Source organism: Microlunatus capsulatus (assembly GCF_017876495.1).
GTDB lineage: Bacteria > Actinomycetota > Actinomycetes > Propionibacteriales > Propionibacteriaceae > Microlunatus > Microlunatus capsulatus.
Map to the genome: position 1 here is coordinate 1,601,587 of NZ_JAGIOB010000001.1, position 21,578 is coordinate 1,623,164.

The 21,578-nt window shown below is 71.2% G+C and carries 33 protein-coding genes; 2 read left to right on the plus strand and 31 right to left on the minus strand.

Annotated features, from left to right (window positions below):
• Positions 1 to 160: 160 nt before the first annotated feature.
• From rpsD to JOF54_RS07360, 8 genes are all read right to left on the minus strand, one after another.
• Positions 161 to 766: a 30S ribosomal protein S4 gene (gene rpsD, locus JOF54_RS07325; RefSeq protein ID WP_210054337.1), complete on the minus strand. Its 606-nt coding sequence runs from the start codon at positions 764 to 766 to the stop codon at positions 161 to 163.
• 32 nt (positions 767 to 798) lie between these two features.
• On the minus strand, positions 799 to 1,203 hold the full coding sequence (gene rpsK / locus JOF54_RS07330; RefSeq protein WP_091414425.1) for a 30S ribosomal protein S11: 405 nt from the start codon (positions 1,201 to 1,203) through the stop codon (positions 799 to 801).
• A 47-nt stretch (positions 1,204 to 1,250) separates the two neighbouring features.
• Positions 1,251 to 1,625, minus strand: coding sequence for a 30S ribosomal protein S13 (rpsM, locus tag JOF54_RS07335; RefSeq protein ID WP_210054339.1), 375 nt, complete (start codon positions 1,623 to 1,625; stop codon positions 1,251 to 1,253).
• A 257-nt stretch (positions 1,626 to 1,882) separates the two neighbouring features.
• On the minus strand, positions 1,883 to 1,996 hold the full coding sequence (gene rpmJ, locus JOF54_RS07340; RefSeq protein WP_020490683.1) for a 50S ribosomal protein L36: 114 nt from the start codon (positions 1,994 to 1,996) through the stop codon (positions 1,883 to 1,885).
• 272 nt (positions 1,997 to 2,268) lie between these two features.
• Positions 2,269 to 2,490 (minus strand): translation initiation factor IF-1, encoded by a 222-nt coding sequence (gene infA, locus JOF54_RS07345; protein ID WP_091414427.1) that lies wholly within the window; start codon positions 2,488 to 2,490, stop codon positions 2,269 to 2,271.
• Positions 2,491 to 2,630: 140 nt separating this feature from the next.
• Positions 2,631 to 3,512 (minus strand): GTP-binding protein LepA, encoded by an 882-nt coding sequence (locus JOF54_RS07350; protein WP_210054342.1) that lies wholly within the window; start codon positions 3,510 to 3,512, stop codon positions 2,631 to 2,633.
• Positions 3,513 to 3,650: 138 nt separating this feature from the next.
• Positions 3,651 to 4,019: a DUF1707 SHOCT-like domain-containing protein gene (locus JOF54_RS07355; protein ID WP_210054344.1), complete on the minus strand. Its 369-nt coding sequence runs from the start codon at positions 4,017 to 4,019 to the stop codon at positions 3,651 to 3,653.
• 9 nt (positions 4,020 to 4,028) lie between these two features.
• Positions 4,029 to 5,060 (minus strand): sigma-70 family RNA polymerase sigma factor, encoded by a 1,032-nt coding sequence (locus JOF54_RS07360; protein WP_210054346.1) that lies wholly within the window; start codon positions 5,058 to 5,060, stop codon positions 4,029 to 4,031.
• A 101-nt stretch (positions 5,061 to 5,161) separates the two neighbouring features.
• Here JOF54_RS07360 and JOF54_RS07365 point away from each other — a divergent pair, with 101 nt between their 5' ends.
• Together JOF54_RS07365 and mgrA are read left to right on the plus strand one after the other, a co-directional pair.
• Complete coding sequence (locus JOF54_RS07365; RefSeq protein WP_245359322.1) at positions 5,162 to 5,548, plus strand: VOC family protein; 387 nt, start codon at positions 5,162 to 5,164, stop codon at positions 5,546 to 5,548.
• Positions 5,549 to 5,605: 57 nt separating this feature from the next.
• Complete coding sequence (mgrA, locus tag JOF54_RS07370; protein WP_210054349.1) at positions 5,606 to 6,640, plus strand: L-glyceraldehyde 3-phosphate reductase; 1,035 nt, start codon at positions 5,606 to 5,608, stop codon at positions 6,638 to 6,640.
• A gap of 106 nt (positions 6,641 to 6,746) precedes the next feature.
• On the opposite strand, the gene JOF54_RS21835 is transcribed toward mgrA, so the two are convergent.
• The 23 genes from JOF54_RS21835 to rplB form a co-directional block, all read right to left on the minus strand.
• Positions 6,747 to 8,849, minus strand: coding sequence for a prolyl oligopeptidase family serine peptidase (locus JOF54_RS21835; protein ID WP_210054351.1), 2,103 nt, complete (start codon positions 8,847 to 8,849; stop codon positions 6,747 to 6,749).
• Between the two features lie 39 nt (positions 8,850 to 8,888).
• The gene (gene map, locus JOF54_RS07380; protein ID WP_372443514.1) at positions 8,889 to 9,749 is read right to left on the minus strand and encodes a type I methionyl aminopeptidase; all 861 of its coding nucleotides are present in this window, start codon (positions 9,747 to 9,749) and stop codon (positions 8,889 to 8,891) included.
• 7 nt (positions 9,750 to 9,756) lie between these two features.
• On the minus strand, positions 9,757 to 10,356 hold the full coding sequence (locus JOF54_RS07385) for an adenylate kinase (RefSeq protein WP_210054355.1): 600 nt from the start codon (positions 10,354 to 10,356) through the stop codon (positions 9,757 to 9,759).
• Positions 10,356 to 11,663, minus strand: coding sequence for a preprotein translocase subunit SecY (gene secY / locus JOF54_RS07390; protein WP_210054357.1), 1,308 nt, complete (start codon positions 11,661 to 11,663; stop codon positions 10,356 to 10,358). Before secY ends, JOF54_RS07385 begins: the two co-directional genes overlap by 1 nt.
• Positions 11,664 to 11,897: 234 nt before the next feature.
• Positions 11,898 to 12,869, minus strand: a complete 972-nt coding sequence (locus JOF54_RS07395; RefSeq protein WP_210054359.1) for an SMP-30/gluconolactonase/LRE family protein — start codon at positions 12,867 to 12,869, stop codon at positions 11,898 to 11,900.
• A 118-nt stretch (positions 12,870 to 12,987) separates the two neighbouring features.
• Positions 12,988 to 13,635 (minus strand): DedA family protein, encoded by a 648-nt coding sequence (locus JOF54_RS07400; protein ID WP_210054361.1) that lies wholly within the window; start codon positions 13,633 to 13,635, stop codon positions 12,988 to 12,990.
• A 167-nt stretch (positions 13,636 to 13,802) separates the two neighbouring features.
• Entirely contained in the window at positions 13,803 to 14,243 is a 441-nt protein-coding gene (rplO, locus tag JOF54_RS07405) for a 50S ribosomal protein L15 (protein ID WP_210054363.1), read from the minus strand.
• 1 nt (position 14,244) lies between these two features.
• Positions 14,245 to 14,427, minus strand: coding sequence for a 50S ribosomal protein L30 (gene rpmD, locus JOF54_RS07410; RefSeq protein ID WP_210054365.1), 183 nt, complete (start codon positions 14,425 to 14,427; stop codon positions 14,245 to 14,247).
• The gene (gene rpsE / locus JOF54_RS07415) at positions 14,424 to 15,023 is read right to left on the minus strand and encodes a 30S ribosomal protein S5 (RefSeq protein ID WP_210054367.1); all 600 of its coding nucleotides are present in this window, start codon (positions 15,021 to 15,023) and stop codon (positions 14,424 to 14,426) included. The genes rpmD and rpsE overlap by 4 nt, the downstream gene beginning before the upstream one ends.
• Positions 15,024 to 15,041: 18 nt before the next feature.
• Positions 15,042 to 15,425 (minus strand): 50S ribosomal protein L18, encoded by a 384-nt coding sequence (rplR, locus tag JOF54_RS07420; protein ID WP_210054368.1) that lies wholly within the window; start codon positions 15,423 to 15,425, stop codon positions 15,042 to 15,044.
• On the minus strand, positions 15,425 to 15,967 hold the full coding sequence (gene rplF / locus JOF54_RS07425) for a 50S ribosomal protein L6 (protein WP_210054370.1): 543 nt from the start codon (positions 15,965 to 15,967) through the stop codon (positions 15,425 to 15,427). The genes rplR and rplF overlap by 1 nt, the downstream gene beginning before the upstream one ends.
• Before the next feature lie 26 nt (positions 15,968 to 15,993).
• Positions 15,994 to 16,401 carry a 30S ribosomal protein S8 gene (rpsH, locus tag JOF54_RS07430; RefSeq protein WP_210054372.1) on the minus strand — a complete coding sequence of 136 codons (408 nt, stop codon included), beginning with the start codon at positions 16,399 to 16,401 and terminating at the stop codon, positions 15,994 to 15,996.
• A gap of 94 nt (positions 16,402 to 16,495) precedes the next feature.
• Complete coding sequence (locus JOF54_RS07435) at positions 16,496 to 16,681, minus strand: type Z 30S ribosomal protein S14 (RefSeq protein WP_091414441.1); 186 nt, start codon at positions 16,679 to 16,681, stop codon at positions 16,496 to 16,498.
• Positions 16,682 to 16,696: 15 nt separating this feature from the next.
• Complete coding sequence (rplE, locus tag JOF54_RS07440; protein ID WP_210054374.1) at positions 16,697 to 17,269, minus strand: 50S ribosomal protein L5; 573 nt, start codon at positions 17,267 to 17,269, stop codon at positions 16,697 to 16,699.
• Positions 17,269 to 17,685, minus strand: a complete 417-nt coding sequence (gene rplX, locus JOF54_RS07445) for a 50S ribosomal protein L24 (RefSeq protein ID WP_210054376.1) — start codon at positions 17,683 to 17,685, stop codon at positions 17,269 to 17,271. Before rplX ends, rplE begins: the two co-directional genes overlap by 1 nt.
• Positions 17,686 to 17,687: 2 nt before the next feature.
• Positions 17,688 to 18,059, minus strand: a complete 372-nt coding sequence (rplN, locus tag JOF54_RS07450; RefSeq protein ID WP_210054378.1) for a 50S ribosomal protein L14 — start codon at positions 18,057 to 18,059, stop codon at positions 17,688 to 17,690.
• A gap of 121 nt (positions 18,060 to 18,180) precedes the next feature.
• Entirely contained in the window at positions 18,181 to 18,471 is a 291-nt protein-coding gene (gene rpsQ / locus JOF54_RS07455) for a 30S ribosomal protein S17 (protein WP_210054380.1), read from the minus strand.
• Between the two features lies 1 nt (position 18,472).
• A complete protein-coding gene (rpmC, locus tag JOF54_RS07460) occupies positions 18,473 to 18,760 on the minus strand; it encodes a 50S ribosomal protein L29 (protein ID WP_210054382.1) in 288 nt (95 codons plus the stop codon).
• Positions 18,760 to 19,179, minus strand: coding sequence for a 50S ribosomal protein L16 (gene rplP / locus JOF54_RS07465; RefSeq protein ID WP_210054385.1), 420 nt, complete (start codon positions 19,177 to 19,179; stop codon positions 18,760 to 18,762). The genes rpmC and rplP overlap by 1 nt, the downstream gene beginning before the upstream one ends.
• Positions 19,180 to 19,181: 2 nt before the next feature.
• Positions 19,182 to 20,015 (minus strand): 30S ribosomal protein S3, encoded by an 834-nt coding sequence (rpsC, locus tag JOF54_RS07470; RefSeq protein ID WP_210054387.1) that lies wholly within the window; start codon positions 20,013 to 20,015, stop codon positions 19,182 to 19,184.
• Positions 20,016 to 20,017: 2 nt separating this feature from the next.
• Entirely contained in the window at positions 20,018 to 20,407 is a 390-nt protein-coding gene (gene rplV / locus JOF54_RS07475) for a 50S ribosomal protein L22 (protein WP_210054389.1), read from the minus strand.
• 32 nt (positions 20,408 to 20,439) lie between these two features.
• Positions 20,440 to 20,721: a 30S ribosomal protein S19 gene (gene rpsS / locus JOF54_RS07480; RefSeq protein WP_091414450.1), complete on the minus strand. Its 282-nt coding sequence runs from the start codon at positions 20,719 to 20,721 to the stop codon at positions 20,440 to 20,442.
• Positions 20,722 to 20,741: 20 nt separating this feature from the next.
• On the minus strand, positions 20,742 to 21,578 hold the full coding sequence (rplB, locus tag JOF54_RS07485; protein WP_091414451.1) for a 50S ribosomal protein L2: 837 nt from the start codon (positions 21,576 to 21,578) through the stop codon (positions 20,742 to 20,744).

Sequence of the window (21,578 nt, forward strand, 5' to 3'; positions counted from 1 at the left end):
GGTGGTTCCTTCTTCCTCCGCGCTTCCCGCTATTTGAAGGCGCGGTGCCCCCGGTGCATCCGGCACCGGAGGTCGTGCTGCCCATCGACGGGCTCAGGGCACGGACCCGCTCCCTGAGGAGGGGGACCCGCTCCCTGAGCCTGTCGACGGGTGGTGGGTCCTACTTGGAGTAGAGCTCGACGATCAGCTGCTCCTGGACGTCCACCACGATCTGCTGACGGGTCGGCAGCTGGTGGACCAGGACGCGGCCGCGCTCGGGCAGGGCCTGCAGCCAGGCCGGGACGTCGCGCTCGCCGTGGGTCTCGCGGGCCACCACGTGCGGGGTGGTCTCGCGCAGCTTCGGCGCCAGGTCGATGATGTCGTGCGCGGAGACGCGGTAGGACGGGATGTCCACCTTGTGCCCGTTGACCAGGAAGTGGCCGTGGACGACGAACTGGCGCGCCTGCCGCCGGGTCCGGGCGAAGCCGGCGCGGTAGATCACGTTGTCGAGGCGGGACTCCAGGATCTGCAGCAGGTTGTCACCCGTCTTGCCCTGGAGGCGGTTCGCCTCCTCGTAGTAGCGGCGGAACTGCTTCTCGAGGACGCCGTAGGAGAAGCGGGCCTTCTGCTTCTCGCGGAGCTGGAGCAGGTACTCCGACTCCTTGGTGCGCCCCTTGCCGTGCACGCCGGGCGGGTACGGGCGGCGCTCGAAAGCCTTGTCGCCACCGACCAGGTCAACACCCAGCCGACGGGACTTCTTGGTCATGGGACCGGTGTAGCGAGCCATGTGTGTGTCTCAGTCCTTGTTCGTAGGTCGGGTCAGACGCGGCGGCGCTTGGGCGGGCGGCAGCCGTTGTGGGGCACGGGGGTGACGTCGGCGATCGCACCGACCTCGAGGCCGACGGCCCCGAGCGAGCGGATCGCGGTCTCCCGGCCCGAACCCGGACCCTTGACGAACACGTCGACGCGCTTCATGCCGTGCTCCATGGCGCGACGGCCAGCAGCCTCGGCCGCCATCTGGGCGGCGTACGGGGTCGACTTGCGCGAGCCCTTGAAGCCCACGGTCCCGGCCGAGGCCCACGCGATGACCGCGCCGGTCGGGTCGGTGATGGAGATGACCGTGTTGTTGAACGTGCTCTTGATGTGAGCGTGGCCCGAGACCACGTTCTTCTTTTCCTTCTTCCGCACCTTGGTGGAGCGGGTGTTGCGGCCTGCAGTAGCCATGTGTTCTCAGATCTCCTGGAGTCTCGCCCAAGTAAGGCCCGGGGGGCTTACTTGGCCTTCTTCTTGCCGGCGACGGGCTTGCGGGCGCCCTTGCGACCACGGGCGTTGGTGCGGGTGCGCTGACCGCGGACCGGCAGGCCGCTGCGGTGACGCCGGCCCTGGTAGGAGCCGATCTCGACCTTGCGGCGGATGTCGGCGGCCACCTCGCGACGGAGGTCACCCTCGGTCTGGTAGTTCGCCTCGATCCAGTCACGCAGCTGGACCAGGTGCTCGTCGTTCAGCTGGTGGACGCGGAGGTCGCCGCTGATCTGCGTGGCTTCGAGGGTCTCCAGGGCGCGGGTGCGGCCGACGCCGAAGATGTAGGTGAGGGCGATCTCGAGGCGCTTGTCGCGCGGGAGGTCGACACCGATGAGACGTGCCATCAGGCGGTACTGCCTTTCGGGATGGTCGACGCCGGCCCGGTCAGGGGCCCCGGCCGCGGGGGCCGGTGCGTCGCGGAGGTGTCTGGCGTGATGCGTCCCTGGCTGCCTTGCGGACGAGATCTGCTCGTCCGACCGGGGCCCCGGCCTCCGACCGGGGGTGGCTCCGCCGGCAGGCCGACGGAGGTGCGATCACACGTTCTGGGGTGGTGCGGGTGGCCGACCGGGGCCGGCCACCGGGTTCGAGCGGAGCGGGAGGCTCAGCCCTGCCGCTGCTTGTGGCGCGGGTTGTCGCAGATGACCATCACGCGGCCGTGGCGGCGGATGACCTTGCACTTGTCGCAGATCCGCTTGACGCTCGGCTGGACCTTCATGGAGCTCACTCCTGGTTCTGCCCCGCGCGCACCCGCTCGCGAGAGCGGCCGGCCCGGAGGGGGGTGGTGTGGACATCGGCCAGGCGGCTCCGGGAGACCCGGCACCACGCCCTGCGCGTCGGTCCCGCTCGACGATCCGTCACCGGACACGCTCGCAGGCACCACCGACAGGCGGCCAAGGGGATACTGTACGCTCGCCGCCCGTCGGACTCAAGTTCGCCCCGACGGGCCAAGCACTCGTGGGGACGCGGCGCGGACGCCGCGTCCGGGCCTCACTTGTGGCGGTAGACGATCCGGCCGCGGGTGAGGTCGTAGGCCGAGAGCTCGACGACCACCCGGTCGGCCGGGAGGATGCGGATGTAGTGCTGCCGCATCTTGCCGCTGATCGTCGCCAGCACCTTGTGCCCGTTGGTCAGCTCGACCCGGAACATCGCGTTCGGCAGGGCCTCGACGATCGTTCCCTCGAGCTCGAGCGCGCCCTCTTTCTTGGCCATGGATCCCCATCTGTTGCTGTACGTGTGTGTGGCCGGACCGCCCGGGAGGACCTGGGCACGGCTGACCGACATGTCAGTCTACGCGCCGCCGCCGCACCGCTCAAACGGCGCCCGACCGCGCGGGAGCGCGGGGATCCGGCTCAGAAGGCGGTCTGGCCGCGGTCGACGCGCTCCCGGTAGAGCTCGACGCTCTCCTTCAGGGCCTTGAGGATGTAGGGCGGGAAGTCCAGCCCCTGCCGGTCGGCCCACAGCAGGCGGTGCTCGACGCGGCCGATCTCGCGCGCGTAGCCGGCGAGGTCGGCGTCGATGCCGAGGTCGGTGGCGACCCGGCCCATATCGGCCTTGTAGCCCGGCATCGCGTTGGTGCCGACGAGGTTGTAGCTCTTCTCGCGCAGCACCCGGGCCAGGAACAGCTGCCAGGGCTTGAGCACCTTGTCCTGGACCATCGCGGTGGCCGACATCTGGTAGAAGGCGAAGTGCCCCGGCTCCTGCTGCTTGATGGGGTGCACGATCGTCTCGACGATCGCGTGCTCCCCCATCTCCTTGAGCCCGGTGTTCAGCTGGTTGTAGGCCAGCACCGCCTGGCGCTCGGTGCTCGCGCCGGTGAGGAAGTAGAGCAGCTTCGCGATGTCCTGCACCGGCTTCAGCGTGGCCAGCGCGCCCAGGATCTTGATCCGGAAGGACACGTCGAGGTGGGGCTGCGCGGGCGGACGGCCCAAGTCGGTCTGCAGCCGGTCGAGGATCAGCCCGTGCTGGATCTCCTGGGGCTGCCAGACGTCGGAGTAGAAGGTCTTGTTGGTGTCGTCGACGTCGGGCAGCAGCACCAGCAGCTCCAGGACGTTGCGGTCTACCTCGAGCTCCACGCGGGCGAGGTAGTCGATGACGTGGCCGAAGCGGTCGGCGACCCGGCGGGGGTCGAGGATCGTCCGGTCGACCGACCCCAGGGGGATCGGCGGGTACAGCTCACCCAGTCGCTGGACGTGCTCAGCGATCTTGCGCGGGGTGACGGGTTGCCGTGGCACGCGGTCATCCTACGGACGGCGCGGGCGTGCGCCGTCCTCGGAAGACGTGTTGTTACCCACAGGTCATGAGGGCAAACCCTCACCCCGCCGGTGCCGAACCATGGTGTTCGCTCCCCTGCCGTCGGCCAGCGCGCCGGCTCAGAGCAGCAGGAGCAGCAGCACCACGACCAGCAGCACGGCGCCGGCGACCCCTGCGACGGCGACGACGGTGAGCCCGTTCCCGCTGCGGGCCGGGGCGAGCTCCCCGGGACGGCCGCCCGAGCTCGCGACGAGGGCGGGGTCGGCGTAGGTGGGCAGGGGCGCCAGGCCCTCGACCACGGGGACCAGCTCGCCCAGCGTCCGCGCGGCGAACAGCCGGTCGAGCCGGGCGCGGTACTCGTCGGCGTCGAGCGTGCCGGCCTCGAAGGCCGCGTTGAGCCGGGTGCTGAGCCGGTCGCGCTCGCCGTCGTCGACCGGCAGCGCCGGCGTGCTGCGGTAGGGCGAGGAGATCGGCAGGTCGCTGCTCACCCCGTCACGCTACCCGGCGACCGCGGCCGTCCCGCGGACGAGCGCGCGCCGCTCCCCGGGGTCCTCCGGCAGCACCCGCGGCAGCCCGAACCGGTCGAAGAGCGTCAGCTCGAAGAACGCGACCACGTGGGAGAAGCCGTGCGGGGTCAGCGTCGGCACCTGCACGTGGAACGCGTGGTGCCGCCCGTCCGGCCCCAGCATGTACAGGGCCAGCGCCGGCCGGCCGTTGGCCATCACCGGGACCATCACCTGGTCCCCTGCCGCGGACGCCGGGCACTGGGTGCTGATCAGGGTGCCGATCGCCGCGGGGCCGGAGTACCAGCCGTCGAACGGCGGCATCTCCCAGACCGCGTCCTCGGTGAGCAGCTCGACGATCCGGGCCACGTCGTAGCGCTCGAAGGCGTCCACGTAGGCGGTGAGCATCCGCTGCGCGTGCTCCTCCTCGACCGGGGGCAGCTCGGCGTCGGGGTCGAGCTTGGCCAGCTGGGCCCGGGCCCGCTGCAGGCTGCTGTTCACCGCGGCCACCGAGAGGTCCAGCAGCTCGGCCACCTCGCTGGCGTGCCAGGCCAGCACGTCGCGCAGGATGACCACCGCCCGCTGGGGCGGCGTCAGGTGCTGGAGGGCGGCGACGAAGGCCAGCCGCACGCTGTCGCGGCTGACCACCGCGGAGGCCGGGTCGGCGTCGCCGTGGCCCCAGACGACGGTGTCGGGGAGCGGCTCCAGCCACGGCGTCTCGGGCCGGCTGCTCAGCTGCCCGGCGGGGTCCGCGGCGGGCTGGCCGAGGCCGGTGGGCAGCGGCCGGCGCTGGCGCGACTCCAGCGCCGTCAGGCAGACGTTGGTGGCGATCCGGTACATCCAGGTGCGCAGCGAGGAGCGGTTCTCGAAGCCGTGGAAGGCGCGCCAGGCCCGGATGTAGGTCTCCTGCACCAGGTCCTCGGCGTCGTGCACGGAGCCGAGCATCCGGTAGCAGTGAGCGGTCAGCTCCCCGCGCAGGGGCTCGACCTGGCTGAGGAAGACGTCGTCGTCGGTCGCGAGGCTCACCCCGAGAAAGTACCGCCGCAGCCGATGATCCGCAGCCCCTGCCGCGGTCTCTCCTGCACAGCGTCCCGCTGCCCCGAACAGGAGTGACCGCCGTGCACCGGATGATCTTCGTCAACCTGCCCGTCGCCGACGTGGAGGCCAGCAAGGCCTTCTACACCGGGCTCGGCTTCAGCCTCAACCCCGAGTACTCCGACGCCTCGACGGCCTGCGTCGTGGTGTCCGACACCATCGTCGTGATGGCCCTCCAGCGGGACCGCTTCGCCGACTTCGTCGCCGGACCCGTCGGCGACCCGGCCGCCGCCACGACCTCGATCAGCTGCCTCTCGGCCGAGAGCCCGGACGAGGTCGACGCCCTCGTCGAGCGGGCGCTGCGGCACGGCGGCCGGCCGTGGCTGGACAAGATGGTCGACGGGCCGATGTACGGGCACAGCTTCACCGACCCCGACGGCCACGTCTGGGAAGTCCTGCACATGGCCCAGGGCGGCTGATCCCGCCGGCGCTGAACCGGTCCAGGAGCCCCCGGCCCGGCCGCTAGCGTGGGTCCCATGACCTATGTCGCCGACGACGCCCGCTACGACGTCCAGCCCTACCGCCGCTGCGGCCGCAGCGGGCTCAAGCTCCCCGCCGTCTCCCTCGGGTTCTGGCACAACTTCGGGGACGACAAGCCCCTGGAGACCCAGCGCGCGGTGATGCGCCGCGCCTTCGACCTCGGCGTGAACCACTTCGACCTGGCCAACAACTACGGCCCGCCCTACGGCGCCGCCGAGGTGAACGCCGGGACCATCCTCCGCCAGGACTTCGCGCGGTACCGCGACGAGCTGGTCATCTCCTCCAAGGCCGGCTGGGACATGTGGCCCGGCCCCTACGGCGACCACGGCTCGCGCAAGTACCTCACCGCCAGCCTCGACCAGTCCCTGGAGCGGCTCGGCCTCGACTACGTCGACATCTTCTACCACCACCGTCCCGACCCCGAGACGCCGCTGGAGGAGACGATGGGGGCGCTCGACGCTGCCGTCCGGGCCGGCAAGGCGCTCTACGTGGGCGTCTCGTCCTACTCCCCCGAGCACACCGCCGCGGCCGCCGCGATCCTGCGCGACCTCGGCACCCCGATGCTCATCCACCAGCCCTCGTACTCGATGTTCAACCGCTGGATCGAGGGCGGGCTGCTCGACGTCCTAGAGCAGGAGGGCGTCGGCTGCATCGCCTTCACCGCGCTGGCCCAGGGCCTGCTGACCAACCGGTACCTCGACGGCGTGCCCGCCGACTCCCGCGCGGCGCAGGGCAAGTCGCTGAGCACCGACCAGATCAGCGAGGACAACCTCGCCCGGGTCCGCGCGCTCAACGAGATCGCCGCCGGCCGGGGCCAGACCCTCGCGCAGCTGGCGCTCGCCTGGGTGCTGCGCGACGCGCGGGTCACCTCGACCCTGATCGGCGCCAGCAGCGTCGCCCAGCTGGAGGACAACGTCGCCGCCGTCGGCAACCTGGACTTCACCGCCGACGAGCTCGCCGCCATCGACGAGCACGCCGTCGAGTCCGGCATCGACCTCTGGGCCGGGGCCCGGGACGCCACCGCCAGCTGAGCCGGACCCACCGAGGCTGAGCCGCCCGCGACGCAGCGGCCTGAGCCGACCCCTCCGCGGCCTGAGCCTGTCGAAGGCCCTTCGACAGGCTCAGGGAGCGGGAGGCTCAGGCGGCCGGCGGCACCAGACCGGTGTGGTGGGCGGCGAAGGCCAGCAGGTCGGCCCACTCGGCCGCCTGGAGGGCGGCGGGCTTGCCCGCGCCGTGGCCCGTGGCCACCTCCACCCGGGTGAGCACCGGGGCGTCGCCCGCCTGGGCGTGCTGCAGGGTCGCGACGAACTTGTGGCTGTGCAGCGGGACGACCCGGTCGTCGTGGTCCCCCGTCACCACCAGCGTCGCCGGGTAGCGGGTCCCCGGCCGGACGGCGTGCAGCGGCGAGTAGGCCAGCGCGTCGGCGAACTGCGCGGGGTCGCGCGGGTCGCCGTAGTCGGAGATCCACGCCGCGCCCACCGTGAAGAGGTGGAAGCGCAGCATGTCCAGCACGCCGACGCCAGGCAGCGCCACCGCGGCCAGGTCGGGCCGCTGCGTCATCACCGCCCCCACCAGCAGGCCGCCGTTGCTGCGCCCGTGCAGGGCCAGCTGCTCCCGCGTCGTCACGCCGGTGGACTGCAGGTGCTCGGCCACGGCCACGAAGTCGTCGAAGACGTTCTGCTTACGGCTGAGCCGGCCGGCCTCGTACCACTCGGTGCCGTACTCCCCGCCCCCGCGCAGGTTGGCGATGGCCAGCACGCCGCCGGCGGCCAGCCAGCCTGCCCAGCCCGGCCGGTAGTCGGCGAAGAGCGGGATCTTGAAGCCGCCGTACCCCCACAGCAGGGTCGGCCGCGGCGCGTCCGCGTCCGCCCCCGCCGCCCGGATGAGGAAGTAGGGCACCCGCGTCCCGTCCGCGCTGGTCGCGGCGGACCGCTCGACGGTGACCTCCGGCGGCACGAAACCCCCGCCCGCGCCCCGCACCAGCCCGGGCAGCGGGGTGACCTCGCCCGAGCCGAAGTGGACGAGGTGCGCCGCCGTGGGGCTGACCACCGAGGACAGGCCGACGAAGACCTCGTCGTCGCCGGCGTGGCCCTCGAGCCCGACGACGGCGCCGGCGGGCAGGTCGACGGGGCCGAGCAGCCGCCCGTGGAGGTCGTAGCGGCTCACCCGTGGCTGGGCGTCGACGAGGTGCACGGTGACGAAGCCGTCCCCGGCGGCGACGACCTGGCCCAGGGTGTGCTCGGTCTCGGCCAGCACCTCGCGCCACGCGTCGTCGCGGCCCCGGCGGACGGCCTCGAGGTCGACGGCGACGACGCGACCCCGCTCGGCCTCGTCGTCGGTGGAGAGGTAGAGCGTCGAGCCCTCGGAGCGGACCAGCGTGAACTCCGCGACCGGCTCGTCGACGACCTTCAGCGGCTCCCCCAGCGCGCTGGCGCCGTCGTCGGTGGTCACCGGGTAGGCCCACAGCCGGTTCTGGTTCTCGGTCCCGGCGACGATGCTGACGACCAGCCAGCGGTCGTCGTCGGTGGTCTCGGCCCAGAGCATCAGCCGCTCGTCGGAGAACTCCAGCAGCAGCTCGTCCTCCGCGACGGGCCGGCCGACGCGGTGCAGCCGCAGCTTGCCGCCGGCGAGGGCGGAGGTCTGGGTGCCCTCGGCGTGGCCCTCGTGGTCGAACGCGGTGTAGACGAACGAGCGGCCGTCCGGCAGCCAGACGGCCTCGGAGAACTTCGTCTGGACGCCGACGTCGGGCACCTCGGCGCCGCTCTCGACGTCGAGCAGGTGGAAGGTGTGCCAGTCGCTGCCGCCCTCGCTGACGGCGTAGGCCAGCTGGGCGCCGTCCCGGCGCACGGCCAGCGCGGCCAGGGAGCTGGTGCCGTCGGCCGAGAAGGTGTTGGGGTCGACCAGCACGCGGCCGCCCTCGAGCAGCTCGGGCAGGGAGTCGGCGATATACCAGACGTCCTGGTCCTGGCGGCCGTCGTTCCGGTTCACCAGGTAGCGGCCGCCCCGGTGCAGCGGGGTGCCGGCACGGGGCCGGGCCAGCACGGCGGCCATCGTCGCGCCGAACCACGCCCGCTCGGGCAGGGCGGCGAGGTAGGCGCTGCTGGTCGCGTTCTGCCGGGCGACCCAGTCGGCGGTCTCGGCGGCGTCGGGGTCCTCGAGCCAGCGGTACGGATCCGCCACGGCCCGGCCGTGGAGCTGCTCGCGGGTGTCGTCACGTCGGGTGCTGGGGTAGTCGACCACGTCGGCCCACGCTACCCGGCCCGCTCGGGCGGGTCGCGCTCAGTCGGCCAGCGGGCCGAACGGGACGCCGAGCGCGGTGAGCATCTCCTCGCCGCCGTCCTCGGCGGTGAGCACCCAGGTCCCGTGCGCGGTGACGGTCATCGTGTGCTCCCAGTGCGCGGCCACCCGGCCGTCGTCGGTGACGACGGTCCAGTCGTCGGCCAGCACGTGGTTCTCGGGCGAGCCGAGGGTGAGCATGGGCTCGACGGCCAGGGCCAGCCCCTCCACGAGCCGGGGCCCGCGGCCGCGGCCGGGCAGCACGCCGCGGGGGGCCAGGTTGGGCACGTCCGGCGGCTGGTGCATGGCCGAGCCGATGCCGTGCCCCACGTACTCCTCGACGATGCCGTAGCCGCCGTCGAGGGAGCGGACGTGCTCCTCGACCGCGGCGGAGATGTCGCCGACGTGGCCGCCCAGCCGGGCGGCGGCGATGCCGTGCCACAGGGCGCCGCGGGTGGCCTCGCTGAGGGCCAGGGCCTCCGGCGCGACCTCGCCGACGGCGACGGTGAGGGCGGAGTCGCCGTGCCAGCCCTCGACGACGGCGCCGCAGTCGATGGAGAGCAGGTCGCCCTCGGCGAGCACCCGGTGGCCGGGCACGCCGTGCACGACCTCCTCGTTCACCGACAGGCAGGTGACGCCCTGGAACCCGCCGACGCCCTCGTGGGCGCCGTAGTCCAGGAACGACGGGGTGGCGCCGGCGGAGCGGATGACCTCGGCGGCGACGGCGTCGAGCTCGCGGGTGCTGACGCCGGGCCGGACGGCCGCCCGGGTGGCGGCGAGGGCGGCGGCCACGACGAGGCCGGCCCGCCGCATCAGCAGCAACTGCTCGCGGGTCTTGATCTCCACGCCCCGGTGGCCGAACACCACGGGGTCAGCCCTCGGTGCTGAGGGCCGGCGCGCCGCCGGTCTTGGCGTCCAGCGCGTCGAACAGGCGCCGGGAGACCTCGTCGACCGCACCCAGGCCGTCCACCTCCACCAGCAGGTCGCGGCGGCGGAAGATCTCGAGCAGCGGTGCGGTCTGGTCGGCGTAGACCTGCTGCCGGACGCGGATGGTCTCCTCGCGGTCGTCGGCGCGGCCGGCGGTCTCGGCCCGCTTCAGCAGCCGGGCGACCACCTCGTCGGTGTCGGCGACCAGGCAGATGACGGCGTCCAGCGCCTCTCCACGGCCGGCCAGGAAGGCGTCGAGCGTCTCCACCTGGTCGGGCGTGCGCGGGTACCCGTCGAGGAGGAAGCCCCGCACGCAGTCCACCTCGGCGAGCCGGGCGGCGACGATCTCGTTGGTGATCTCGTCGCTCACGTAGCCGCCGGAGTCCATGATCTCGCGCACCTGCTGCGCGAGCGGGGTGTCCGAGGTCTTCATGGCCCGGAAGATGTCGCCCGTCGAGATGGCCGGGATCCCGTAGCGCTGCGCGACGTGCGCGGCCTGGGTGCCCTTGCCCGCCCCCGGCGGACCCATGATGAGGAGACGCATCAGCGGAGGAACCCTTCGTAGTTGCGTTGCTGCAGCTGGCTCTCGATCTGCTTCACGGTGTCCAGGCCGACGCCGACGATGATGAGGATCGAGGTGCCGCCGAAGGGGAAGTTCTGGTTGGCGTCCAGGAAGATGAACGCCACCGACGGCAGCAGGGCGATCAGGCCCAGGTAGAGCGAGCCCGGGAAGGTCAGCCGGGAGAGCACGAAGGCGAGGTAGTCCTCGGTCGGCTTGCCCGCCCGGATCCCCGGGATGAAGCCGCCGTACTTCTTCATGTTGTCGGCGACCTCGTTCGGGTTGAACGTGATGGCCACGTAGAAGTAGGCGAAGAACACGATCAGCAGGAAGAACGTGACCATGTAGAGCGGGTGGTCGCCGCGCACGAAGTTCGCCGAGATCCACGACGAGAAGCGGCCCTCGGGCCGGAACTGGGCGTAGAGGGCGGGCAGGTACAGCAGCGACGAGGCGAAGATGACGGGGATGACGCCGGCCTGGTTGACCTTGATGGGGATGTAGGTCGTCGAGCCGCCGAGCATCCGGCTGCCGACCATCCGCTTGGCGTACTGCACGGGGATGCGGCGCTGGGACTGCTCGACGAAGATGACGCCGGCCATGACCACCAGGCCGAGGGCGATCACCAGCAGGAAGATGACCCAGCCCTGCGAGCCCGGGCGGGCGACCTTGAGGCCCCACAGGGCGCTCGGGAAGGTGGCGGCGATCTGGGTGAAGATCATCACCGACATGCCGTTGCCGACGCCGCGCTCGGTAATCAGCTCACCCATCCACATGATGACGCTGGTGCCGGCGGTCATCGTCAGGATCATCGTGATGACCGGGAAGATGCCCTTGTCGTAGACCAGGCCGGGGCAGCCGGTGAAGAGCCGGTCGTTGACGGCCACGGTGACGAACGCCGTCGAGTTGAGGACGGCGAGCACCAGGGTCAGGTACCGGGTGTACTGGGTGATCTTCGTCTGGCCCGCCTGGCCCTCCTTCTTGAGGGCCTCGAGCCGCGGGATGACGACGGTGAGCAGCTGCAGGATGATGCTGGCGGTGATGTAGGGCATGATCCCCAGCGCGAAGATCGCGAGCTGGAGGAGCGCCCCGCCGGAGAACAGGTTGATCAGGGAGTACAGGCCCTGCTGCTCGCCGCTCTGGGCCTGCTTGAGGCAGAAGTCGACCTGGCTGACGTTGACGTTCGGCGTCGGGATGATCGACCCCAGCCGGAACACGGCGAGGATCGCCAGCGTGAAGAAGATCTTCTTCCGCAGGTCCGGGGTCCGGAATGCGTTGGCGAATGCGGTGAGCACTCCCGCCCTCCCTCTCTTGTTCGACAGCCCCGTCGTGACCGAGCACCTCTCGGGACGACCCCGACCGCGCAGGACCGGACGACTTTATCAAGGGATCGCGGGGAAGCACGCATCCCCGACGAGCCCGGACCGGCGCGGAGGTCCCCGCGCACCGCGCGTCGGCACCCGGGACGACGACAGCCGCCGGTCGACTCAGGCAGGTCGACCGGCGGCTGACGGCTCGTGCGGCGCGGCTCAGAGCTCCAGGCGGGAGATCCAGTAGGTGGCCGTCGCCGGGCTGGCGTTGCCGAAGCGGGCGTTCGGCAGGTAGAGGCTCCCCCGGAAGGACGCGGCCGTCGTCGGCACGTCGAAGGTCGCGTCGCCCTCGAGGTCGGCGGCGGTCAGCGTGTCCACCAGCGTGCCGCGGGTGCCCCGGCGGTCCAGCTGGACCACCGCGACCTGGTTGAGCCGGTTCTGCACCGCGTAGAGGGTCCGGCCGCGCAGCAGCAGGCCGTCGCCGTTGGTCAGCTTGGCCCCGCCCAGGTCGACTTCGCGGGCCACGCCGGTCGAGGGGTTGACCCGGAACAGCGTCCCGGTGGCGGAGTCCACGACCAGCAGCGAGCGGCGGTCGGGGCTCTGGACGATCCCGTTGGCGCTGTTGGTGCCGGCCGGCGCCTGCACCCAGTCGCCGCGGAGCGGGAGGGTGCGGACGCGAGCCCGGGCCGGGTCGCCCTTCCGGGCCACCGCGTAGAGCTGCGGCCGGCGCGAGTCGGTGAACCACGCGGTCCGCTTCGTCAGCACGACGTCGTTGACGAAGCTCTCCCCCGCACCCCGGGCCAGCTGGTAGTCGGCCAGCAGGGCGCCGGTCCGGGCGTCGACGACGCGGGCGGTGCCCGCGGTGCCGCCGGAGACGTAGATGCGGTGCCGGTCGACCTTGAGGCCGACCGAGGGGAAGCCGGCACCCGGGCCCTGGCTGATGACCCCGCCCTTCCCGGTGCGGAGGTCGACGGCGTAGATGTCGCCGTCGGCGCGCGAGCCGAGGTAGGCGACCGGTCCGCGGTCGGTGGCGATGCCCTCGGGCTGGAAGCCGACGGGCAGCGCGATCCGGTCGGGCAGGTCGGCCTTCCCGCCGCCGTGCCGGGGCAGGGCCTGGGCCGGTGCCACGAGGGTGGCGGTGAGCGCGGCGCCGGCGAGGGCCACGCCGAGCAGCTGGAGTCGTGAACGCATCGTCATCGAGGGTCCCCCTGGGGGTCGTGCCGCGGCGCGTGCCGCGGCGGCTGGTGGCTCCACCCGAGGCTACGGAGCAGGCGGGGGTTTCGTTCACCCCCGGACCCGCAGGACGGGATCAGCCCTCCTGGGCCCGCTGCCCCGCGCCGGCGCGACCGCGCCGCACCCGGCGCACCACCAGCCAGGCGACGAGGGCGGCGATGGCGGCGTAGACGAGGTAGTTGAGCAGGTCGGCGTACCGGGCGACCGTCCCGTAGCTGCCGCCCAGCGCGGCGCCGGCCCCGATCAGCAGCGCGTTCCAGACCCCGCTGCCGGCGAGGGTGAAGACCGAGAAGGTGACCAGCGGCATCCGCGCCGCGCCCGCCGGCAGCGAGATGAGGCTCCGCACCCCGGGGATCAGCCGGCCGAAGAAGATCGACGACCGGCCGTGCCGCTCGAACCAGGCCGCCGCCCGCTCGAAGTCCTCGCGGTCCACCAGCGGCAGCCGCGCCAGCAGCCGGACCGCGCGCTCCAGGCCCAGGCGGGCGCCGAGCCCGTAGAGCAGCAGCGCGCCGGCCCAGGCGCCGAGGGTCGCCGCGAGGACGACCAGCGGCAGGTTGATCGCGCCCTGGGAGGTGAGGAAGCCGGCCAGCGGGAGGATGACCTCGCTGGGCAGCGGCGGGAACACCGTCTCCAGCAGGACGAGCAGCCCGACGCCCCACTCCCCCAGCGCGGTGATCACCCGCTCGGCCCAGCCGAGCAGGCCCGTCAGCTCCAAGGGGGTCACGCGGGGCTCCTGAGGGGTCGGGGGCGGTGGGGGCCGGCATCAGAGGTGGACGTCGAGCCTAGGGACCCCGGGCAAGGCGCCCCGGGGCGACCCGGCCCGGGAACGCAGCAGGGCCGCCCCCGGGTGGGGACGGCCCTGCTCGACGTGCGGTGCTCGGAGCGCGGGGCTCAGAGCTGGGTGGTGCTGCCGCCGGCGGCGGCGATCTTGTCCTTGGCCGAGGTCGAGAACGCGTCGGCGGTGACCTGCACCGCGACGGTGATCTCGCCCGTGCCGAGGACCTTGACCGGGTGCCCGGCGCGGACGGCGCCGGCCTGGACCAGGTCGTCGACCCCCTTGGTGCCGCCCTCGGGGAAGAGGGCGCCGAGCCGGTCGAGGTTCACGATCTGGAACTCGACCCGGAACGGGTTCTTGAAGCCCCGGAGCTTCGGGATGCGCATGTGCATGGGCATCTGCCCACCCTCGAAGTTCTCGGGGATGTTGTTGCGGGCGCCGGAGCCCTTGGTGCCGCGTCCGGCGGTCTTGCCCTTGGAGCCCTCACCGCGACCCACGCGGGTCTTGGCGGTCTTGGCGCCGGGCGCCGGCCTCAGGTGGTGGACCTTGAGTGCCATGTCAGTCGACCTCCTCGACGGTGACCAGGTGGGACACCGTGTTCAACATCCCGCGGATCTCGGGACGGTCCTCCTTGACGGCCACGTCGCCGATGCGCTTCAGGCCGAGCGAGCGGAGCGTGTCCCGCTGGTTCTGCTTGCCGCCGATACCGGACTTGACCTGGCTGACCTTGATGCGGGTCACGACTGGGCCCCCGCTCGGTGCGCGCGCAGCAGCGCGGCCGGGGTGACGTCCTCGACGGACTTCCCGCGGCGCTTGGCCACCTGCTCGGGCATCTCGAGGCCCTGCAGCGCGGCCACCGTGGCGTGCACCACGTTGATCGCGTTGGCCGAGCCCAGCGACTTGGCGAGCACGTCGTGCACGCCGGCGCACTCCAGCACCGCCCGGGCCGAGCCGCCGGCGATGACGCCGGTACCCGGGGAGGCGGGACGCAGCATGACCACGCCGGCCGCCTTCTCACCCTGGACGGGGTGGGAGATGGTGCCCTGGATGCGGGGGACGGTGAAGAAGTGCTTCTTCGCCTCCTCCACGCCCTTGGCGATCGCCGCGGGCACCTCCTTGGCCTTGCCGTAGCCCACGCCGACCGTGCCGTCGCCGTCGCCGACCACGACCAGGGCGGTGAAGCTGAAGCGACGACCGCCCTTCACGACCTTCGCGACGCGGTTGATCGCCACGACGCGCTCGATGTAGTTGCTCTTCTCTGCCGCCTGGCCACGACGATCGTCACGGCCGCGACGGTCACCACCTGCGCCGCCACCGCGGCGCTGTGATCCACTCATCCGTCTACCTATCTCTCGTCAGAATCCGAGGCCGGCCTCGCGCGCACTGTCAGCCAGTGCGGCGATCCGCCCGTGGTACTTGTTGCCGGCGCGGTCGAAGACGACCTGCTCGACACCGGCGGCCTTGGCACGCTCGGCGACCAGGGCGCCCACCTGCTTGGCCTTGGCCGACTTGTCACCGGACGCCGACCGCAGGTCCGCCTCCATGGTGGAGGCCGACGCGAGGGTGCGACCAGCGGTGTCGTCGATGACCTGGGCCATGATGTGCCGGGCCGACCGGGTGACGACGAGCCGCGGGCGCTCCGGGGCACCGAAGATCTTCTTCCGGGCCCGGATCTGACGGCGCAGCCGCGACCGGGTCTTGGTTGCGGTTCCCTTGTGCGAAGACAGCGAGACAGCCATCACTTACCAGCCTTTCCGACCTTGCGACGGACGTGCTCGCCCGCGTAGCGAACGCCCTTGCCCTTGTAGGGCTCCGGCTTGCGCAGCTTGCGGATGTTGGCCGCGACCTCGCCCACCTGCTGCTTGTCGATGCCGATGACCGAGAACCGGGTCGGCGCCTCCACGTTGAACGTGATCCCCTCGGGCGCGCTGATCGCGACCGGGTGGCTGAAGCCGAGCGCGAACTCGAGCTGCGTCGGGCCCTTGGCGACGACGCGGTAACCCACGCCGACGATCTCGAGCTTCTTCTCGTACCCCGTGGTGACACCGGTGACCATGTTGGCCACCAGCGTCCGGGTCAGGCCGTGCAGCGACTTGCTCTCGCGCTCGTCGTCGGGCCGGCTGATCTCCAGCTGGCCGTTCTCCGCGCGGGCGACCGTGATCGGCTCCTTGACGCGGTGCTGCAGCGTGCCCTTGGGGCCCTTGACCGAGACCTGCTGGCCGTCGAGGGTGACCTCGACGCCGGACGGGACCGGGACAGGAAGCCTGCCAATGCGTGACATGTTGTTTCCTCTCTAGATCTCGTCGGTCACCAGACGTAGGCGACGACTTCGCCACCCACGCCGGTGTGGTGGGCCTGACGGTCGGTCAGCAGCCCCTGGGAGGTCGAGATGATCGCGATGCCGAGGCCGCCAAGGACCTTGGGCAGCCCGGTCGACTTCGCGTAGACCCGGAGGCCGGGCTTGGAGATGCGGCGGACGCCGGCGATCGAGCGCTCGCGGTTCTGGCCGTACTTGAGGGTGATCGCGAGGGTCTTGCCGACCTCGCCCTCCTTGGGCTCGTTCACCGCGAAGCTGGCGATGTAGCCCTCGCTGGCGAGGATCTCGGCGATCCCGACCTTGATCTTGCTGTGGGGCATGACGGCCGTGTCGTGGTACGCCTGGTTGGCGTTCCGGAGACGGGTCAGCATGTCCGCGATGGGGTCTGTCATGGTCATGGCTGTCGGTACTTCTTTCTCACCGTGGTTTCCCCTGACCGGGGACCTTCAGTGTTTCTGGTCTGGATGCGTGCGGGTCAGCAGGAGGCTGCGGTCACCACGAGGACTTCGTGATGCCGGGCAGCTCGCCCGCGTGCGCCATGCTGCGCAGGCAGATGCGGCACAGGCCGAACTTGCGGAAGACCGAACGCGGCCGCCCGCACTTCTGGCACCGGGTGTAGCCCTGCACGGCGAACTTCGGCTTGCGGGCCTGCTTGACCCGGAGCGCTGTCTTGGCCATCTTCTGAGCCCTCTCTTAGTTCTGCCGGAACGGGAAACCGAGGTGCCGCAGCAGCGCGCGGCCCTGGTCGTCCGTCGTCGCCGACGTCACGAACGTGATGTCCATGCCGCGCACCCGGTCGATCCGGTCCTGGTCGATCTCGTGGAACATGACCTGCTCGTTGAGACCGAAGGTGTAGTTGCCGTGGCCGTCGAACTGCTTGGGCGACAGGCCGCGGAAGTCGCGGATGCGGGGCAGGGCCAGCGAGATCAGCCGGTCGGCGAACTCCCACATGCGGTCGCCGCGCAGCGTGACGTGGGCGCCGATCGGCATCCCCTCGCGCAGCTTGAACTGGGCGATGGACTTGCGCGAGCGGGTGACCTGCGGCTTCTGGCCGGTGATCGTGGCGAGGTCCTTGACCGCGCCGTCGATCAGCTTCGAGTCGCGGGCCGCCTCGCCGACACCCATGTTGACCACGACCTTGACCAGGCCCGGGGTCTGCATGACGTTGGCGATCGAGAACTCCTGCTGCAGGGCAGCCCGGATCTCCTCGCGGTAGCGCTGCTTCAGACGCGGCAGCGTCTTCGGCTCCGTCGTGGCGGTGCTCATCAGATCTCCTGTCCGGTCGCCCGGGCGATGCGCACGCTGCGGAACGACTTGTACTCCGAGCCGTCGGGGCGACGCTTCGTCACCTCGACGCGGTCGTAGCCGATGCGGGTCACGACCTCGTCGCCGCTGTCGTTCTTGACGACCAGCTGGACGTTGGACGCGTGGATCGGGGCCTCCGAGGAGACGATCCCGCCCTTGGTGGTGTTCCGGCCCTGCGGCTGCGCCGAGGTGTCCTTCAGGTGCCGCTTGGCGATGTTGACGCCCGCGACGGTCACCTTCTGGCGCTCGGGGAAGACGGCGATGACCTCGCCGACCAGACCCTTGTCCTTGCCGGCGATGACCTTCACGCGGTCACCCTTGATGACGTGCAGCTTGTTCGTGCCGCTCTTGAGGGCGGTGGGCTTCTTGGAGCTCATGGTCAGATCACCTCCGGGGCGAGCGAGATGATGCGCATGAAGCGCTTCTCGCGGAGCTCACGGCCGACGGGGCCGAAGATGCGGGTACCGCGCGGCTCACCGCTGTCGGCCCGCAGGATGACGGCAGCGTTCTCGTCGAACTTGATGTACGAGCCATCAGCGCGACGGCGCTCCTTGACGGTCCGGACGATGACCGCCTTGACGACCTCGCCCTTCTTGACGTTGCCACCGGGGATGGCGTCCTTGACAGTGGCGACGATGACGTCGCCGATGCCGGCGTAACGGCGACCGGAACCGCCGAGAACGCGGATGCACAAGATCTCCTTGGCACCCGTGTTGTCGGCGACCTTGAGCCGCGACTCCTGCTGGATCATCTGTTATCTCCTGGTTGTCTCACCGGTTCCCTCGCGGGCCTCGTGGAACGTGTGGTTTGCCTCCGACCGGGGACGACCCCGGGACACCGTCAGGTGTTCCGGGGCGGCCGGCCGGCCTGTGCTACTTGGCCTTCTCGAGGATCTCGACGAGGCGCCAGCGTTTGGTCGCGCTCAGCGGACGGGTCTCCATGATCCGCACGCGGTCCCCGACGCCGGCGCTGTTGGCCTCGTCGTGGGCCTTGAGCCGCGCGGTCTGGCGGAGCACCTTGCCGTACAGACGGTGCTTGACCCGGTCCTCGACCGCCACGACGACGGTCTTGTCCATCTTGTCGCTGACCACGTAGCCCTCGCGGACCTTGCGGGCGCCGCGCTCGGCCTGGGCCGTCGCGTTCTCGTTCAGCTGCTCACTCATGTCAGGCCTTCACTCTCTCCACCGCGGGCGCGGCTGCTCCTTCGTCCGAGCTGTCCTCGGCGGAGGCCAGGTCGGGGTCCTCGACGATGCCGAGCTCGCGCTCCTGCAGCACCGTGTAGATCCGGGCGATGTCCTTGCGGACCTCCCGGAGCCGGCCGTGGGACTCCAGCTGGCCGGTCGCGGACTGGAAGCGGAGCGTGAACAGCTCCTCCTTCAGCTCGCGGACGCGGCCGTCGAGGTCACCGCGGCTGAGGCCGCGCAGCTCGGCGGCGGTCGTGGTCTTCGCCATCAGATCTCACCTGCTTCGCGCTTGATGAAGCGCGCCTTCATCGGCAGCTTGTGGATCGCCAGACGCATGGCCTCGCGGGCCACGGTCTCGTCGACACCGGACAGCTCGAAGAGCACGCGTCCGGGCTTGATGTTCGCGATCCACCACTCGGGGGAGCCCTTGCCGGAACCCATGCGGGTCTCGGCGGGCTTCTTGGTCAGCGGGCGGTCCGGGTAGACCGTGATCCACACCTTGCCGCCACGCTTGATGTGACGCGTCATGGCGATACGGGCGGCCTCGATCTGACGGTTGGTCAGGTACGAGGGCTCCAGGGCCTGGATGCCGAACTCGCCGAAGGCCAGCTTGGTGCCGCCCTTGGACGCACCGCGACGGGTGGGGTGGTGCTGCTTGCGGAACTTCACCCTGCGAGGGATCAGCATGGTCAGGCCTCCTGTCCGGACGTCTCTGCGGGGGCGGCGGCGACGCCGGCCTCGACGGGCGCGGGAGCCTCGGCACCCTCGGCGCGACGACGACCGCCGCGCTCGGGCCGGCCCTCGGCACCACGGGTCGGACGACCGGCGCGCTGCGGACGGGCGCGACCGCCGGCGGCGTTGCGGGCCGCCTTCTGCGCGGCGCGCTCGGCGCGGGAGCCGGACACGTCGCCCTTGTAGATCCAGACCTTCACGCCGATCCGGCCGAAGGTCGTCTTGGCCTCGTAGAAGCCGTAGTCGATGTCCGCGCGCAGCGTGTGCAGCGGCACCCGGCCCTCGCGGTAGAACTCCGACCGGCTCATCTCGGCGCCGCCGAGACGACCCGAGCACTGGATCCGGATGCCCTTGGCCGCACCGGAGCGCATGGCGCTCTGCTGGGCCTTGCGCATCGCGCGGCGGAACTGCACGCGGGAGGCGAGCTGCTCGGCCACGCCCTGGGCGACCAGCTGGGCGTCGGTCTCGGGGTTCTTGACCTCGAGGATGTTCAGCTGGACCTGCTTGCCGGTCAGCTTCTCCAGCTCGCCGCGGACGCGCTCGGCCTCGGCGCCGTTGCGGCCGATGACGATGCCCGGGCGGGCGGTGTAGATGTCGACGCGCACCCGGTCACGGGTCCGCTCGATCTCGACGCTGGAGATGCCGGCGCGCTCGAGGCCCTTGACCAGGAGCTTGCGGATCTTGACGTCCTCGCCCACGTAGGAGGAGTACAGCTTGTCGGAGTACCAGCGGCTCTTGTGGTCCGTGGTGATCCCGAGGCGGAAGCCGTACGGGTTGATCTTCTGGCCCATGCTCAGGCCTCCTTCGGCTCGACGACGACGGTGATGTGGCTGGAGCGCTTCAGGATGCGGCTCGCGCTGCCCTTGGCCCGCGGCCGGATCCGTCGCATGGTCATGCCCTCGTCGACGAACGCCTGCGAGACGACGAGGTCCTCGCTGCGCAGGTTGTCGGTGTTGGCCGCGTTGGCCGCCGCGCTGGCGACGACCTTGTAGACCGGGTCGCTCGCAGCCTGGGGCGCGAACTTCAGGGTCACCAGGGCGTCCTGGACGCTCATGCCGCGCACCAGGTCGACGACCCGGCGGGCCTTGGTCGGGGAGACCCGGACCTGGCGCGCCACGGCGTACGAACCGGGACGGTCACCGAGCAGCGCCTGGCGGCGGCTCGGACGTGTGTCCTTGCTCATCTGATCCATTCCTTCTCTGCGTCCGCCCCGCGTCAGCGGCGGCGGGACTTCCGGTCGTCCTTGACGTGGCCACGGAAGGTCCGCGTCGGGGCGAACTCACCGAGCTTGTGGCCCACCATGGAGTCGGTCACGAAGACCGGCACGTGCTTGCGACCGTCGTGCACCGCGATGGTGTGGCCGATCATGTCCGGCACGATCATCGAGCGGCGCGACCAGGTCTTGATGACGTTCTTGGTCCCGCGGCCGTTCTGCACCTCCACCTTCTTGGCGAGGTGGTCGTCGACGAACGGGCCCTTCTTCAGGCTGCGTGGCATCTGTTTTCCCTAGCTCCTGCTCAGCGCTTCTTGCCGGACTTGCGGCGGCGGACGATCATGCGGCTGCTGGCCTTGTTCTTGTCGCGGGTGCGACCCTCGGCCTGGCCCCACGGCGAGACCGGGTGGCGACCACCGGAGGTCTTGCCCTCACCACCACCGTGCGGGTGGTCGATCGGGTTCATGGCGACACCGCGGACGGTCGGGCGCTTGCCCTTCCAGCGGTTGCGGCCGGCCTTGCCCCAGTTGATGTTCGACTGCTCGGCGTTGCCGACCTCGCCGATGGTGGCGCGGCAGCGGACGTCGACCAGCCGCATCTCGCCCGAGGGCATGCGCAGCGTGGCGTTCTTGCCCTCGCGGGCCACCAGCTGGATGCTCGACCCGGCGGAGCGGGCCAGCTTGGCGCCACCGCCCGGACGCAGCTCGACGGCGTGGATCGTGGTGCCGACGGGGATGTTGCGCAGCGGGAGGTTGTTGCCCGGCTTGATGTCCGCGCCCTCGCCGGCCTCCACCGCCGCACCCTGGGCCAGGCCCTGGGGAGCGATGATGTAGCGCTTCTCGCCGTCCGCGAAGTGCAGCAGCGCGATGCGCGCCGTGCGGTTCGGGTCGTACTCGATGTGCGCGACCTTGGCGGGGACGCCGTCCTTGTCGTAGCGCTTGAAGTCCACCAGGCGGTAGGCCTGCTTGTGGCCGCCGCCGATGTGCCGGGTGGTGATCCGGCCGGTGTTGTTGCGGCCACCGGTCTTCGGGCTGGGGACCAGGAGCGACTTCTCCGGGGTCGAGCGCGTCAGCTCGACGAAGTCGGCCACGCTGCTGCCGCGACGACCCGGCGTGGTCGGCTTGTACTTACGGATACCCAT

What these genes read in the sequence shown, in the direction of transcription:
- rpsD (WP_210054337.1), bottom strand. Translation starts at nt 766, where the DNA reads ATGGCTCGCTACACCGGTCCCATGACCAAGAAGTCCCGTCGGCTGGGT.
- rpsK (WP_091414425.1), bottom strand. Translation starts at nt 1,203, where the DNA reads ATGGCTACTGCAGGCCGCAACACCCGCTCCACCAAGGTGCGGAAGAAG.
- rpsM (WP_210054339.1), bottom strand. Translation starts at nt 1,625, where the DNA reads ATGGCACGTCTCATCGGTGTCGACCTCCCGCGCGACAAGCGCCTCGAG.
- rpmJ (WP_020490683.1), bottom strand. Translation starts at nt 1,996, where the DNA reads ATGAAGGTCCAGCCGAGCGTCAAGCGGATCTGCGACAAGTGCAAGGTC.
- infA (WP_091414427.1), bottom strand. Translation starts at nt 2,490, where the DNA reads ATGGCCAAGAAAGAGGGCGCGCTCGAGCTCGAGGGAACGATCGTCGAG.
- JOF54_RS07365 (WP_245359322.1), top strand. Translation starts at nt 5,162, where the DNA reads ATGATCTTCGTCAACCTGCCCGTCGCCGACGTGGAGGCCAGCAAGGCC.
- mgrA (WP_210054349.1), top strand. Translation starts at nt 5,606, where the DNA reads ATGACCTATGTCGCCGACGACGCCCGCTACGACGTCCAGCCCTACCGC.
- JOF54_RS07385 (WP_210054355.1), bottom strand. Translation starts at nt 10,356, where the DNA reads ATGCGTCTCCTCATCATGGGTCCGCCGGGGGCGGGCAAGGGCACCCAG.
- JOF54_RS07395 (WP_210054359.1), bottom strand. Translation starts at nt 12,869, where the DNA reads ATGCGTTCACGACTCCAGCTGCTCGGCGTGGCCCTCGCCGGCGCCGCG.
- rplO (WP_210054363.1), bottom strand. Translation starts at nt 14,243, where the DNA reads ATGGCACTCAAGGTCCACCACCTGAGGCCGGCGCCCGGCGCCAAGACC.
- rpsE (WP_210054367.1), bottom strand. Translation starts at nt 15,023, where the DNA reads ATGAGTGGATCACAGCGCCGCGGTGGCGGCGCAGGTGGTGACCGTCGC.
- rplR (WP_210054368.1), bottom strand. Translation starts at nt 15,425, where the DNA reads ATGGCTGTCTCGCTGTCTTCGCACAAGGGAACCGCAACCAAGACCCGG.
- rplF (WP_210054370.1), bottom strand. Translation starts at nt 15,967, where the DNA reads ATGTCACGCATTGGCAGGCTTCCTGTCCCGGTCCCGTCCGGCGTCGAG.
- rpsH (WP_210054372.1), bottom strand. Translation starts at nt 16,401, where the DNA reads ATGACCATGACAGACCCCATCGCGGACATGCTGACCCGTCTCCGGAAC.
- JOF54_RS07435 (WP_091414441.1), bottom strand. Translation starts at nt 16,681, where the DNA reads ATGGCCAAGACAGCGCTCCGGGTCAAGCAGGCCCGCAAGCCGAAGTTC.
- rplE (WP_210054374.1), bottom strand. Translation starts at nt 17,269, where the DNA reads ATGAGCACCGCCACGACGGAGCCGAAGACGCTGCCGCGTCTGAAGCAG.
- rplX (WP_210054376.1), bottom strand. Translation starts at nt 17,685, where the DNA reads ATGAGCTCCAAGAAGCCCACCGCCCTCAAGAGCGGCACGAACAAGCTG.
- rplN (WP_210054378.1), bottom strand. Translation starts at nt 18,059, where the DNA reads ATGATCCAGCAGGAGTCGCGGCTCAAGGTCGCCGACAACACGGGTGCC.
- rpsQ (WP_210054380.1), bottom strand. Translation starts at nt 18,471, where the DNA reads ATGAGTGAGCAGCTGAACGAGAACGCGACGGCCCAGGCCGAGCGCGGC.
- rpmC (WP_210054382.1), bottom strand. Translation starts at nt 18,760, where the DNA reads ATGGCGAAGACCACGACCGCCGCCGAGCTGCGCGGCCTCAGCCGCGGT.
- rplP (WP_210054385.1), bottom strand. Translation starts at nt 19,179, where the DNA reads ATGCTGATCCCTCGCAGGGTGAAGTTCCGCAAGCAGCACCACCCCACC.
- rpsC (WP_210054387.1), bottom strand. Translation starts at nt 20,015, where the DNA reads ATGGGCCAGAAGATCAACCCGTACGGCTTCCGCCTCGGGATCACCACG.
- rplV (WP_210054389.1), bottom strand. Translation starts at nt 20,407, where the DNA reads ATGAGCAAGGACACACGTCCGAGCCGCCGCCAGGCGCTGCTCGGTGAC.
- rpsS (WP_091414450.1), bottom strand. Translation starts at nt 20,721, where the DNA reads ATGCCACGCAGCCTGAAGAAGGGCCCGTTCGTCGACGACCACCTCGCC.
- rplB (WP_091414451.1), bottom strand. Translation starts at nt 21,578, where the DNA reads ATGGGTATCCGTAAGTACAAGCCGACCACGCCGGGTCGTCGCGGCAGC.